Origin of the sequence: Streptomyces sp. NPDC020884 (genome assembly GCF_044333935.1) — a bacterium.
In the GTDB taxonomy this organism is placed as follows: domain Bacteria; phylum Actinomycetota; class Actinomycetes; order Streptomycetales; family Streptomycetaceae; genus Streptomyces.
Map to the genome: position 1 here is coordinate 227,880 of NZ_JBIRRY010000003.1, position 13,690 is coordinate 241,569.

Sequence of the window (13,690 nt, forward strand, 5' to 3'; positions counted from 1 at the left end):
CGGGCAGGACGGCGCCCGGACAAGGGCGTGCCGTACGGGGACGGCATCCCGGTCCGGTGACGGAGCGTCACGCACCCCGAGGTCCCGGCCCGTTGAGCGGGAACTGGATCGGTGTGCGGCGCGTCCACCACCAGTGACCTGCGCCCGAGAAGCGGTTCTCGAGGCGAGTGGCCCGTCTCAGGGGGAAGACCATGCCCGACCCGCAGCAGCCCTGGTACGCCCCGGGCCCGCCGCAGCAGCCCGTTCCCGGCAACCCCTATGCCTCGGAGGGCGGCGCGCCCCAGGGGTTCGGGCCCCCGACCCTGCCCACCCCGCCGCCGCGTCGCCGGTTCGGCCGGGGGCCGGTCGTCGCCGCGGTCGTCGCGCTGGTGCTGGTGGTCGCGGCGGGCGGGGTGTACGCCGTCACCGACTGGGGGCGGGACCGGCCCGCGAAGCCCGTGGCGAAGGAGTCGCCCGGCCCGTCCAAATCGGCGTCCCCCTCCGGCACCCCCGCGGCGGGCGGCCCTGGGCTGAGCCACATTCCGACGACGGAGGAGGTCGGAGCGGCGCGGAAGCCGGGCGAGTCGGCGGCGTGGATCGTCGACGACAGGACCGACCTGCCCAAGCAGATCAACAAGGTCCACGACCTGTGGATCGTCGGCGACACCGCGGTCCAGGCCCTGCACCGGAAGGTCACGGCCTACCGGCTCTCGGACGGGGCCGAGGTCTGGAACGTGACGCTGCCCTCCGCGGTGTGCGAGACCCCGGCCAACCCGACGCCCGACGGCAAGGTCGTGGTGTTCCACCACGAGCGGCCGGACAGCGAGCGGGGCAACCAGTGCAACCGGATGCAGATGATCGATCTGAAGACCGGGAAGCAGGGGTGGCACAAGGAGCTCGACGAGCCGGGCGACAAGGACGGCACGTTCATCGTCTACAGCGCCATCAGCGGCGACACCCTGGCCGTCGCCCGGAACATGGTGGCCATCACCTACCGGATGGCCGACGGGAGCAAGCTCTACGAGATCCCCCGGGAGCACAAGAACAAGTGCGTCCCCGACGACGTGGCGGGCGGCGCCGCCCGGCTGCTGGTCAGCTCCGACTGCATGATCGCCATCGACCGGAGCAAGAACTACGGTCAGGTGCGCGAGCTGGACCCACGGACCGGCAAGGTCCTGTGGCGCTACCGGTTGAAGACCGGCTGGAGCTTCGGAAGCCTGATCTCGATGGACCCGGTCGTCTTCACCACCATCAACAACCAGGACACCGCCAGCGACTGGCGGATCACGGTCCTGGACCCCGGGGGCAAGCACCGCACCACCTTCGACGCCCGGACCAAGGGCTTCGAGCACTGCGGCGGAGAAGGGGCAGGCGGCGACATCCAGCCCTGCCGGGGCGCCGGGGTCGAAAAGGGCCTCATCATGCTGGGCGGCACCGAACAGGTCGGCGCGTACGACCTGAAGACCGGGAAGTTCCTGTGGGGCATCAAGTCCGACGAGCTGCGCAGGCTGTACCCGCTGCGCGCCGAGGAGGGCAGGTCGATGCTCATCTACGAGGCGGCCACCTCGAGCCGCCCCGGCCGGACCTTCCTCATGGGCCCGCGCGGGGCCGGCACGGAGACGAAGGTCGTGAAGCACCCGGTGGCGACCTCCCCGTACGAGTACGAGATGTCCATGGGGCACACGGCCTACGTCGACGGACGCCTCGTCCTGACATCGACCCATGTGAGCGGGGACGAGTACCGCAAGCCGGTGCGCGAGGCCCGCATCATGTCCTTCGCTCCCGCGCCGTCCTGACCGGAGGGCCGGGCCGCCCCGCGGTTCGGCGGGGCGGTTCGCGGGGCCTGTCCGACGGGCCCGTTCGCGGGGTGGACCGGGGGCAGCGGGCGGGTGCGCCGCCCGGTCGTGCGGGGCACTAACGTGCCGCGTATGACGACTGCACTGATCACGGGCGCGACGGCGGGCATCGGGGCCGCGTTCGCGCGGCGTCTCGCGGCCCAGGGGCACAACCTGGTGCTGGTGGCGCGGGACACCGCGCGGCTGCGCGAGCAGGCCACCGAACTGCACGACCGGCACGGCATCGAGGCCGAGGTGCTGAGCGCCGACCTGTCCACGGACGGCGGGATCGAAGCGGTCGAGAAGCGGCTCGCGGACCGCAGGCACCCGGTCGATCTGCTGGTGAACAACGCCGGGTTCGGCAACAAGGGGCGCTTCCTGGAGGTGTCCATGGCCGACGAGCTGACGATGCTGAAGGTGCACTGCGAGGCCGTGCTGCGGCTGACCTCGGCCGCCGTCGCCGGGATGAGGGAGCGCGGCCGGGGCGGCGTCGTCAACGTGGCGTCCGTCGCGGCGTTCGTGCCGCGCGGTACGTACGGGGCGTCCAAGGCGTGGGTCGTGCAGTTCACCCAGGGCGCGGCGCGGGACCTGGCCGGGTCGGGGGTGCGGCTGATGGTGCTGTGCCCCGGGTTCGTGCGGACGGAGTTCCACGAGCGGGCCGGGATGGGCACGGACAACATCCCGAAGTGGATGTGGCTCGACGCGGACAAGCTGGTGGCCTCCGCGCTGGCGGATCTGGCCCGGGGCAAGACGGTGTCGATCCCGGACCCGCGCTACAAGGCGCTGATGGGGCTGGTCAAGGTCGCCCCGCGAGGGCTGCTCGGCGGGGTCACCTCGCGGACGGGCCGCAAGTACGGTCCGCAGTAGCCGCTGCGCGGTGGGCGACAGGCGGTCCGCAAGCACCGATGGGCGGTGCGCGATAGGCGGTCCGCAACCGCCGCTGCGCGGTGGGCGGTTCACCACCGCCGAGCGGTACGGGAGTTGCTCCGCCCCTCTCCCGCGTCCGGCCGCCCTGTGATCGAATGATCGCCCGTTGCTCAGGTTCGATCATTCTGCTCCAGGGGGCTGTCTCCGTGCGCGAAGGTGCTGCTGAACGTCATGACCGGCTGCTGAACCTGGTGCGTGAGCGCGGCACCGTACGGGTCGTGGACCTGGCGGACCGGCTCGGCGTCGCCGCGGTCACCGCCCGGCGCGATGTCGAGGCGCTGGCCTCCCGGGGGCTGCTGGAGCGGGCCCACGGTTCGGTGTCCTGGCCCGACGACCGGGGCCCGGCCGGTACACCGGTGGGCGGCGGCCCCGTGATCGGGATGCTGGCCCCGGCCGCCGCCTACTACTTCGCCGAGGTGATCCGGGGCGCCCACGAGGCGGCCGCCCGGCTCGGCGCGCGGCTGATCCTGCGGGTCACCGACTACCGCCCCGAGGACGACGCGGCGCACGCCGCCGGGCTGCTGGCGGCCGGGGCGCAGGGGCTGCTGCTGGCGCCGAGCTGGACGGAGCCGGACCACCCCGAGCGGTACGGCGAGTGGATAGCCCGGCTGCCGGGCGAGAAGGTGCTGGTGGAGCGCGCGGGGGCGGCGGGCAGCCCGTTGGAGGGGCTGGACCGGGTGGGCTCCGACCATGCGCACGGGGTGCTGCTGGCCGTACGGCACCTGGTGCGGCTGGGGCACGGGACGCCGATGCTGGTCGCCCGCTCGGACAGCCCGACGGCCCAGGCGGTGCGCGCGGGGTACGCGCGGGCGCTGGCCGTGCTGGGCCTCGCCGGGACGGAACCCCTGATCGCGACGGTCGCCGCCGACCGTGATCCGGCCCTCTTCGAGCGGTCGGCGCTGGCGGTGCGGGACGCCGTGCGCGAGGGCCGGGCGAGCTCGGTGCTGGTCCACAACGACGAGGAGGCCATCCGGCTGGTGCGCCGGCTGGCCGAGCTGGGCGTGCGGGTCCCCGGGGACCTGGCGCTGATCACGTACGACGACGAGGTGGCCGCGCTCGCCGACACCCCGCTGAGCGCGGTGGCCCCGCCCAAGCGGGACGTCGGACGCCTCGCGGCGGAGCTGCTGGTGGAGCGGCTGTCCGGGCCCCGGTACCCGGGCGGGGACGGGCCGACGCCCCGGCGGCAGGTGGCGCTGCTGCCGACGCTGCGGGTGCGGGGTTCCTGCGGGCGGCCGACGCCGGAGCCGCCCACCGGGGCATGACCGGCTGTCCGGTTTCACAGGGTTGGGACGGCTTCTCACCCCTCCAGATCGATCACTATTCGATCATTCAATCTTTCGGTCTTGACTTCGCTCAGAAGGAATCGAAATATCGCGGCACAGCCGGAACTTCCGGCCGCCCAGCTCGTACAGGAGCCATGCCGTGAGCCGCAGTTGGTCCCGTTCCGTCCATGCGCTGGTCGGCGCCGCCACCGCTCTCGCCGTTGTCACGGCGTGCGGCGGCGCCGACGACTCCCGCGCCCGAGGTACCGCCGACGACCCCGTGACCGTGTCCTTCTGGGCATGGACCAAGGGATCCCAGGAGGTCGTGGACGCGTTCAACGCCACCCACGACACGATCGAGGTGAAGTTCGAGGAGATACCCTCGGGCGGTCTCGGCGGCTACCCCAAGATCGCCAACGCGGTGAAGGCCGGCATCGCCCCCGATCTGCTCTCCATCGAGTATCCGCAGCTGTCCGCGTTCGTCAGCCAGGGATCGCTCCAGGACATCAGCTCCTACCTGACCGAGGACATCAGGAAGAAGTTCCTTCCGCAGACGATCGAGATGACGACGCTCGGCGGCCGGAACTGGGCCGTCCCCTTCGACGCCGCGCCCCAGATCTTCTACTACCGCAAGGACTTCTTCACCGAGCACGGCATCGAACCGCCCGCCACCTGGGACGCCTTCCGGAGCGCGGCCGAGCAGGTGCGCGCGGCGTCGCCGAAGACCCGGATCGCCACTTTCTTCCCCGACGACCCGACGTTCTTCCAGGCCATGGCGTGGCAGGCGGGCGCGCAGTGGTTCCGGGCCGGGACGGACGCCTGGCAGATCGACACCACGGATCCCGCGTCCGCGCGCACGGCCGACTACTGGCAGGGCCTGATCGACGACCGGCTCGTCTCCACCGCCTCCTCGTTCAGCCCCGAGTGGACCGGCTCCCTCAAGCAGGGCACCACCGTCGGCTATCTCGGGGCCTCCTGGAGCGCGGGCGTGCTCGCGGGCATCGTGCCCGAGCAGAAGGGCAAGTGGGCGGCGGTGCGGCTGCCGAGCCAGGAGGCGGACCGGCCGGCCAGCGGGATGATCGGCGGCTCCACGTTCGCCGTCAGCAAGGGCAGCACCAGGACCGCGGCGGCCGTCGAGTTCGCGCTGTGGATGTCGACGCACGAGGACGCGATCAACGCCCGGATCGGGGCGAGCACATCGAGCGCGCTGCCCGCCTCCCCCGCCATGGTGCCGATCGCGAAGAAGGCGTTCGACACGAGTTTCTACGGCGGCCAGGACCTGTACGGGCTGTTCGAGGAGGCCGGCCGCTCCATCGGGCCCGACTGGGTGTGGGGCCCGAGCCCCGGCGCGACCAACGCCGCGCTGGGCGACGAACTGGGCGAGGTCGTCGGCGGCGGCTCGACGCTGCCGCGCGCGATCAGGAGGGCCCACGAGGCCACCGTCGCCGATCTGCGGAAGCGCGGCCTGAAGGTGGTGGAGCCCTCATGAGCGGCGACGACACCGGACGCCGGTCGAGGGCGCTGAGCTCCCGGGCCCGTACGCGCCTGGCGGCGGGCACACTGCTCACCCCGTTCTTCGCCCTGTTCACCGTGGCGATGATCGTCCCGGTCGGCTATGCGCTCTGGCTCAGCCTCTTCACCGAGAAGCAGACCGGCCTCGGCTTCGACGGCCCCCGTACCGTCTTCGACGGGCTCGGCAACTACGCGGCGGCCCTGGGCGACCAGGCGTTCCGCGACGGCTTCTGGGTGCTGCTCGGCTACTGCGCGTTCTACATCCCGCTGATGGGCGGCGGCGCGATCGTGCTGGCGCTGCTGCTGGACACCGCGCTGGCCCGCGCCCGCCGCTTCTTCCAGCTGGCGCTGTTCCTGCCGCACGCGATCCCCGGCCTGATCGCCGCGCTGATCTGGATCTACCTCTACACACCGCAGCTCAGCCCGGTCGTCGCGGCCATGGAGGCCGGCGGCTTCGGCTTCGACTTCTTCTCCTCCGAGGGCACGCTCCCCTCCATCGTGAACATCGCGCTGTGGCAGTGGCTCGGCTACAACGTGGTGATCTTCTACGCGGCCCTCCAGGCCGTGGACCGCTCGCTGCTGGAGGCGGCGACCGTGGACGGCGCGGGGAACTGGCGGATCTCCCTCTCCATCAAACTCCCCCTGATCCGTTCCTCCCTGGTGATGGTCCTGCTCTTCACGATCATCGGTTCGCTCCAGTTGTTCACCGAACCCCTCATCCTCAGCCGCGGCTCGGGCTCGGCGGTGACCAGCACCTGGACCCCGAACATGTACGCCTACAGCGCCGCCTTCGAACGCAACGACTACGGTCTCGCCGCCGCCGCGTCCGTCCTGATAGCCCTGGTCGCCGCCGCGCTCTCCTTCGTCGTCACCCGCTTCACCAACCGTAAGGAGGCCAGGGCATGACCTCCGGCCGATGGCTGTCGAAGACCGCGGTCAACGGTGTGCTCCTGATCGCCGCGCTCTACACGCTCTTCCCGCTGATCTGGTTGCTCTCGGCGGCCACCAAGGACGCCGGGAACCTGCTGGGCGGCGACGTCTTCTCCCTGGAGGGCTTCGACCTCGCGCACAACCTCTCCGAGCTCACGGCCTACCAGGACGGCATCTACTTCCGCTGGTACGGCAACTCGCTGCTGTACGCGGGCATCGGGGCGCTGGGCTGCTCGCTGATCAGCGTCGCCGCCGGGTACGCCTTCGACAAGTACCGCTTCCGGGGCAAGGAGAAGCTGTTCGCCCTGGTGCTGCTGGGCGTGCTGCTGCCGTCCACGGCCCTGTCGCTGCCGCTGTATCTGCTGGCGGTCGAGACCGGCACCGTCAACACCTACTGGGCGGTGCTGATCCCGGCACTGGTCAATCCGTTCGGCGTGTACCTCTCCCGGATCTTCAGTGCGGGCTACATACCCGACGAGGTCCTGGAGGCCGCCCGGATCGACGGGGCCGGCGAGCTGCGCACCTTCTGGTCGGTCGGTCTGCGCATGGTCATGCCGGGATTCGTGACGGTGTTCCTCTTCCAGTTCACCGCGATCTGGAACAACTTCTTCCTTCCCCTGGTCATGCTCTCGGACAAGGACCTCTATCCGCTGAGCCTGGGCCTCTACAACTGGCACAGCAACGCCAACGCCGACCCGGCCTTCTACCCGATGGTCGTCACCGGCTCCCTCCTCGCCGTCACCCCGCTGATCATCGCCTTCGTCCTGCTCCAGCGGCACTGGAAGGCCGGACTGACCGCGGGGAGCGTCAAATGACCGCCCCCACCGCCCTCCTGGCCATGGGTCCGGGCATCGCGGAGCAGCTGTTCGGCGTCCGGCAGCGGGCCCGGCTCAGCGCGCTCGTGGACACCGATCCCGGCCTGGTCGCCCACCGGCTGACCGACCCGACGCCCGAGGTCGCCCGTGCGCTCGCCGGGGCGGAACTGCTCATCACCTGCTGGGGAGCGCCCCCGCTCACCGCCGGCGTCCTGGCCGCCGCCCCCCGGCTGCGCGCCGTCGTGCACGCGGCCGGGAGCGTCAAGCACCACATCACCCCGGCCTGCTGGGAGCGCGGCCTGCGGGTCACATCGGCGGCCGGGGCGAACGCGCTGCCGGTCGCCGAGTACACGCTGGCCGCGATCCTCCTCGCGGGCAAGAACGTGCTGCCGGCGGCCCGCCGCTACCGGGAGTTGCGCGCCCCGCACGACTGGCGCGCGGAGCTGGCGGGGCACGGCAACTACCGGCGCGCCGTGGGCATCGTGGGCGCTTCGCGGATCGGCCGCCGGGTGATCGAGCTGCTGCGCCCGTTCGATCTGGACGTCCTGCTCTTCGACCCGTACGTGGACGCGGGGACGGCGGTGCGGCTGGGCGCCGAGAAGGCGGATCTCGACGAGCTCTGCGCCCGCAGCCGGATCGTCTCCGTCCACGCGCCCGAACTGCCCGCGACCCGGCACATGATCGGCGCGGCGCAGCTGGCCGCGATGCCGGACGGGGCGACGCTGATCAACACCTCGCGGGGTTCGCTGATCGACGGCGACGCGCTGCTGCCCGAGCTGGTGTCGGGGCGGCTGAACGCGGTGCTCGATGTGACGGAACCGGAGGTGCCGCCCGCCGGATCGCCGCTGTACGACCTGCCGAACGTGCTGCTGACGCCGCATGTGGCGGGCTCGCTGGGCGACGAGATCCATCGCATGGCGGACTTCGCGCTGGACGAGGTGGCGCGGTACGCGAGCGGGCTGCCGTTCGCGGATCCGGTGACGCCGGAGGACCTCGCCCGCTCGGCGTAGCCGGCCGGAACGCACCGAGGCCCGGCGCCCCCGTGACGGGGGTGCCGGGCCTCGGACGCGTACCGCGGGGTACGCGTCTACCGCGACGTACTAGTGGGAGTGGCCGTGACCGGCGTCGGCCTCTTCCTCGGCCGGCTTCTCGACGACCAGGGTCTCGGTCGTGAGCAGCAGCGACGCGATGGACGCGGCGTTCTCCAGGGCGGAGCGGGTGACCTTGACCGGGTCGATGACGCCGGCCTTGACCAGGTCGCCGTACTCGCCGGTGGCGGCGTTGAAGCCCTGGCCCTTGTCGAGCTCGGAGACCTTGGAGGTGATGACGTAACCCTCGAGGCCGGCGTTCTCGGCGATCCAGCGCAGCGGCTCGACGGCGGCGCGGCGGACGACCGCGACACCGGTGGCCTCGTCGCCGGTCTTGCCGAGGTTGCCCTCCAGGACCTTCACCGCGTGGACGAGGGCGGAGCCACCGCCGGAGACGATGCCCTCCTCGACAGCGGCGCGGGTCGCGGAGATGGCGTCCTCGAGGCGGTGCTTCTTCTCCTTGAGCTCCACCTCGGTGGCGGCGCCGACGCGGATGACGCACACGCCGCCGGCCAGCTTCGCGAGGCGCTCCTGGAGCTTCTCGCGGTCCCAGTCGGAGTCCGTGGACTCGATCTCGGCCTTGATCTGGTTGACGCGGCCCTTGACGTCGTCGGAGTTGCCCCCGCCGTCGACGATGGTCGTGTCGTCCTTGGAGACGGTGACGCGGCGGGCGGTGCCCAGCACGTCGAGACCGGCGCCGTCGAGCTTGAGGCCGACCTCCTCGGCGATGACGGTCGCACCGGTGAGGGTGGCGATGTCACCGAGCATGGCCTTGCGGCGGTCGCCGAAGCCCGGGGCCTTCACCGCGACGGCGTTGAAGGTGCCACGGATCTTGTTGACGACGAGGGTGGAGAGCGCCTCGCCCTCGACGTCCTCGGCGATGATCAGGAGCGGCTTGGAGGCGCCGGCCTGGATGACCTTCTCCAGGAGCGGGAGCAGCTCCTGGATGGAGCCGATCTTGCCCTGGTGGATCAGGATGTACGGGTCGTCGAGGACGGCCTCCATACGCTCCTGGTCGGACACCATGTACGGGGACAGGTAGCCCTTGTCGAAGGCCATGCCCTCGGTGAACTCCAGGTCCAGACCGAAGGTGTTGGACTCCTCGACGGTGATGACACCGTCCTTGCCGACCTTGTCCATCGCGTCCGCGATGAGCTCGCCGACCTGGGTGTCCTGCGCGGAGAGCGCGGCCACGGCGGCGATGTCGGACTTGTCGTCGATCGGGCGGGCGGTCGCGAGGAGCTCCTCGGACACGGCCTTGACCGCGGCGTCGATGCCCTTCTTCAGGGCGGCCGGGGAGGCGCCCGCGGCGACGTTGCGCAGGCCTTCGCGGACGAGCGCCTGGGCCAGGACGGTCGCGGTGGTGGTGCCGTCACCCGCTACGTCGTTGGTCTTGGTCGCCACCTCCTTGACGAGCTGGGCGCCGAGGTTCTCGTACGGGTCGTCGAGCTCGACCTCACGCGCGATGGTGACACCGTCGTTGGTGATGGTGGGAGCGCCGAACTTCTTGTCGATGACGACGTTGCGGCCCTTGGGGCCGATCGTCACCTTGACCGTGTCGGCAAGCTTGTTGACGCCGCGCTCAAGGGCGCGACGGGCGTCCTCGTCGAACTTCAGAATCTTCGCCATGGGCTGTGTTTCCCTCTCAAACGAACTGCGCCCCTCGCCGCCCGGCTAGTTATTTCGCAGGGGGCCAGGGGCGCAGAACACAAGCAAACGTGGGTGAATTACTTCTCGACGATCGCGAGAACGTCGCGGGCCGAGAGGACGAGGTACTCCTCGCCGTTGTACTTCACCTCGGTGCCGCCGTACTTGCTGTACAGGACGACGTCGCCGGTCTTGACGTCGAGCGGAAGACGCTCGCCGTTCTCGAAGCGGCCCGGACCGACGGCGAGGACGACGCCCTCCTGGGGCTTCTCCTTCGCGGTGTCCGGAATGACCAGGCCAGAAGCCGTGGTCTGCTCGGCGTCGAGCGGCTGGACCACAATGCGGTCCTCAAGCGGCTTGATCGCAACCTTGGAGCTGGTGGTCGACACGATCCGGTCTCCCCCTTCGGAGATCTCACGGGGTTTAACAGTCTGTGGGCGGCGACCAGACCGATCCGTCGTCGCGGGTGCCGGACCTGCCCTGTCGCGCAAGGTGGTGCTGGCACTCTCCAGGGGGGAGTGCCAGACCTGAGACTATGACCGCGATTAGCACTCGGTCAAGCGGAGTGCCAATTCACCACCCTCGCGCCGCCCCGGCCAGGGCTCCGGCCGGGGCTCCTGCCGGGCCGTCTTCGGGACAACGCGGGGGCGGGGTCGTGCGTTCCACGCGACGGGACGGGCCGGTCAGACGTAGTCCTCCAGCTTCGCCACCGCGTACCCCTTGTCCGTGATGGTCTTCATGACCCGGCGGATCATGTCGGGCATCGAGCCCTTCCAGTCCTCCTTGCCCCGGAAATGGGTGAGGACGATGTCGCCGGGATGCAGGTCCCGGTCCCACTCGCGCCACTCCATGTGGTCGGGGAAGGCCTCGGAGGACCACAGGGGCACGGCGGTGATCCCGCAGGACTTGGCGACGACGAGGGTGTCGCGGTTGTAGTTGCCGTAGGGCGGGCGGAAGAGGGTGGGCCGCTTCCCGTAGTGCTTGAGGATCTTCTCCTGCTGGTCGCAGATCTCCCGCTTCTGCTCGGCGTAGGAGAGGCCGGGCAGATAGCGGTGGTTGAGGGTGTGGTTGCTGATGGTCACCCCGCGCTGCTGCATCTTCTTGAAGTAGCCGTAGTCGTCGCTGATGACGTAGTCACTGAGGAACGCGCTGTAGGGGATGTCCAGTTCGGTCATCATCCGCAGCAGCTCGGGGTCCTTCTCCGCCCCGTCGTCCATCGTCAGGAAGACGATCTTCTCCTTGGTCGGGACGGTGGTGAAGACGGGCGGCAGCCCGGCGTCGTCCCGGACCTCGAACCCCTTGCGGGTGGTGATGCGCGGCTTCACCTTCGGCGGCTCGGGGGCTGCGAGCGGCGTCTTGGCGAGCTTCCACTTCTTCGCGGCGACGGCGCGTGCGGCCTGTTTCTTCCTGAGCGCCTCCGCGTACGTGTCGAGGGCGCGGGCGGGCCCGGCCTGCGGGGCGGCCTCGCCCTGCTGGCCGGCGGCGGGCTTCGCGGGTCCGCCCGGCGCTCCCGCGCCGCCGCCGCCCGCCTCCGCCGCGCATCCGGAGGCGACGGCGGCGGCCAGCAGGGCCGCCAGCACGACGACGCCCGTTCTGTGACACTTCATGGCTGATTTGTCTTTTTGTCGTACTAGCTGCATGGCGCCGCATCCTGCCAGCCGGGGGGCCGTGCGCCCTTTCGACACCGCGAGCGGCCCCGCCCCGTCCCCCGGCCGGCCCACATCCGCGCACCGGCCACAATGGACCGGGTGAACGCAACGACCCCCGCCGCCCCGTCCGGCGACCCCGCCCGCGCCGCCTTCGCCGCGCTGCGCACCCCCGAGGGCGAGCAGCTGCTGGCCGAGCTGCGCGACCACGACCCCGCCGACGAGCTGGCCACCGCGACCCGGCTGCGCCGCACCCACCCGGCGGAGCTGGTGTCGGCGGCGCTGGGCCAGGCGCGGCTGCGGCAGCGGGCGGTGGCGAAGTTCGGGGCCGAGGACGCGTACCGGATGTTCTTCACGCCCAACGGCGTCGAGCAGGCCACCCGCACCTCGGTCGCCGCCCACCGGGCCGCCCGGTTCGCCGGGCTCGGCGTGCGCGGCGTGGCGGATCTGTGCTGCGGCATCGGCGGCGACGCCCTCGCGCTGGCCCGCGCCGGAATCTCCGTCCTGGCCGTGGACCGCGACCCGCTGACCGCCGAGGTGGCCCGCGCCAACGCGGAGGCGCTCGGTCTGGACGGGCTGATCGAGGTGCGGTGCGCCGATGTGACGGAGATCGACACCGCCCCGTACGACGCGGTCTTCGTGGACCCGGCCCGGCGCGGCGGACGCGGCAGGATCTTCGACCCGGAGGCCTACTCACCGCCCCTGTCCTGGGCGACGGCCGCCGCGCTGAAGGCTCCCAGGGCGGCTCTGAAGATCGCCCCCGGCATCCCGCACGAGGCGATCGGCCCGGAGGCGGAGGCGGAGTGGATCTCGGACGGCGGCGAGGTGAAGGAGGCGGTGCTCTGGTACGGGGAGGGCTTCGCGCCCGGCGCGTTCCGGGCCACCCTGCTGCCGTCCGGGGCGACCCTGACCGCCCCGGCCCCGCTGCCCGCCCCGCCCGTGGGCCCGGTCGGGCGCTATCTGTACGAGCCGGACGGTGCGGTGATCCGGGCCCATCTGGTCGCCGACATCGTGGAGCGGTGCGGCGGCCGGCTGGTGGACGAGACGATCGCGTACGTCACGAGCGATGTGCCGTACTCCTCCCCGTACGTCTCCGGGTACGAGATCACCGACCGGCTGCCGTTCAACATGAAGAAGCTGAAGGCGCTGCTGCGGGAGCGGGAGGTCGGCGTACTCACCGTCAAGAAGCGCGGCTCGGCGGTCGAGCCGGAGGAGCTGCGCCGCCGGATGAAGCTGAGCGGACGGAACGCGGCGACGGTGCTCCTGACCCGGGTGGCGGGGGCTCCGACGATGCTGATCGGCCACCCGCTGGGCTGACCCGGGGCGCCGGGAGCGCCTCAGCGGTGGCCGGGTCCGCCCAGCGCCTCAGCGGTGACCGGGCCCACCGGCGCGAGTGACGGGCCCATCAGGACGCCCACCACCCAGCGGCGGTGCGCCAGGGCCGTGACCGCGCCGGTCAGCGCGGTCAGCCAGGCGATCATGCCGACGCCCATCACCAGGGCGACCAGCCCGTACGTCTCCCGGCCGGGCCGCGCGCTCGCGGGCCCGATCACACAGAGGGCGAGCCCCACCGCGCCCAGAACGAACGACAGCAGCAGCCAGGTGAGGCTCATCCCGGGCATCCGCAGCCGGCGGTCGCGCTCCGGGTCGCGGCCCAGGGCGCCCCACGCGGCGAGCAGCGCGCGGACCTTCCGGTCCCGGACGACGCCGAGGCAGCCGAAGGCGACGGCCGGGATCAGGACCGCCGCTCCGATGACCAGACTGACGACGCCGCCGACGACGCTGGTGAAGTCGACCAGATCGAGGGCCTGTTCGAACATGACGATGCCCGAGCCCACCAGGCTCCAGCCGATCGCGGCGAGCGCCGACCACATGCCCAGCAGCCCGAGCCGCCCCGGCCCCACGTGCATCCTCACCAGCTCGCCCAGGACCACCGCACGGTCGGCGAGCATCGCCTCGCGGTCGGGCCAGGAGCGGATCTCGACAGGCGGAGGGGGCGGCGGAAGCGGGGCACGGCGCGGCATGGGCAGAACCCTACCGATCCGGCCC

12 protein-coding genes are annotated in these 13,690 nt (G+C 71.5%); 8 read left to right on the forward strand and 4 right to left on the reverse strand.

The features are described 5' to 3' along the window. Positions 1-191: 191 nt before the first annotated feature. From ACH4UK_RS11870 to ACH4UK_RS11900, 7 genes are all read left to right on the forward strand, one after another. Positions 192-1,775, forward strand: a complete 1,584-nt coding sequence (locus ACH4UK_RS11870; protein ID WP_398355901.1) for a PQQ-binding-like beta-propeller repeat protein — start codon at positions 192-194, stop codon at positions 1,773-1,775. Positions 1,776-1,907: 132 nt separating this feature from the next. Beyond that, positions 1,908-2,681: an SDR family NAD(P)-dependent oxidoreductase gene (locus tag ACH4UK_RS11875; RefSeq protein WP_398355902.1), complete on the forward strand. Its 774-nt coding sequence runs from the start codon at positions 1,908-1,910 to the stop codon at positions 2,679-2,681. A gap of 206 nt (positions 2,682-2,887) precedes the next feature. Further along, complete coding sequence (locus tag ACH4UK_RS11880; RefSeq protein WP_398355903.1) at positions 2,888-4,003, forward strand: substrate-binding domain-containing protein; 1,116 nt, start codon at positions 2,888-2,890, stop codon at positions 4,001-4,003. Positions 4,004-4,163: 160 nt separating this feature from the next. Beyond that, positions 4,164-5,492: an ABC transporter substrate-binding protein gene (locus ACH4UK_RS11885; RefSeq protein ID WP_398355904.1), complete on the forward strand. Its 1,329-nt coding sequence runs from the start codon at positions 4,164-4,166 to the stop codon at positions 5,490-5,492. Beyond that, positions 5,489-6,421, forward strand: coding sequence for a carbohydrate ABC transporter permease (locus ACH4UK_RS11890; protein WP_398355905.1), 933 nt, complete (start codon positions 5,489-5,491; stop codon positions 6,419-6,421). The genes ACH4UK_RS11885 and ACH4UK_RS11890 overlap by 4 nt, the downstream gene beginning before the upstream one ends. After that, positions 6,418-7,260 carry a carbohydrate ABC transporter permease gene (locus ACH4UK_RS11895; RefSeq protein WP_398355906.1) on the forward strand — a complete coding sequence of 281 codons (843 nt, stop codon included), beginning with the start codon at positions 6,418-6,420 and terminating at the stop codon, positions 7,258-7,260. The genes ACH4UK_RS11890 and ACH4UK_RS11895 overlap by 4 nt, the downstream gene beginning before the upstream one ends. Further along, positions 7,257-8,270: a hydroxyacid dehydrogenase gene (locus ACH4UK_RS11900; protein ID WP_398355907.1), complete on the forward strand. Its 1,014-nt coding sequence runs from the start codon at positions 7,257-7,259 to the stop codon at positions 8,268-8,270. The genes ACH4UK_RS11895 and ACH4UK_RS11900 overlap by 4 nt, the downstream gene beginning before the upstream one ends. Before the next feature lie 90 nt (positions 8,271-8,360). Here the strand turns inward: ACH4UK_RS11900 and groL are convergent, their stop codons facing one another. The 3 genes from groL to ACH4UK_RS11915 form a co-directional block, all read right to left on the reverse strand. Beyond that, complete coding sequence (gene groL / locus ACH4UK_RS11905) at positions 8,361-9,977, reverse strand: chaperonin GroEL (protein ID WP_398355908.1); 1,617 nt, start codon at positions 9,975-9,977, stop codon at positions 8,361-8,363. 98 nt (positions 9,978-10,075) lie between these two features. Beyond that, positions 10,076-10,384 (reverse strand): co-chaperone GroES, encoded by a 309-nt coding sequence (gene groES / locus ACH4UK_RS11910; protein WP_003966899.1) that lies wholly within the window; start codon positions 10,382-10,384, stop codon positions 10,076-10,078. 294 nt (positions 10,385-10,678) lie between these two features. After that, positions 10,679-11,602, reverse strand: coding sequence for a polysaccharide deacetylase family protein (locus ACH4UK_RS11915; RefSeq protein WP_398355909.1), 924 nt, complete (start codon positions 11,600-11,602; stop codon positions 10,679-10,681). A gap of 132 nt (positions 11,603-11,734) precedes the next feature. Here ACH4UK_RS11915 and ACH4UK_RS11920 point away from each other — a divergent pair, with 132 nt between their 5' ends. Next, on the forward strand, positions 11,735-12,958 hold the full coding sequence (locus tag ACH4UK_RS11920) for a methyltransferase domain-containing protein (RefSeq protein ID WP_398355910.1): 1,224 nt from the start codon (positions 11,735-11,737) through the stop codon (positions 12,956-12,958). Between the two features lie 20 nt (positions 12,959-12,978). Here the strand turns inward: ACH4UK_RS11920 and ACH4UK_RS11925 are convergent, their stop codons facing one another. Then, positions 12,979-13,665: a hypothetical protein gene (locus ACH4UK_RS11925; protein WP_398355911.1), complete on the reverse strand. Its 687-nt coding sequence runs from the start codon at positions 13,663-13,665 to the stop codon at positions 12,979-12,981. Between the last annotated feature and the right edge of the window lie 25 nt (positions 13,666-13,690).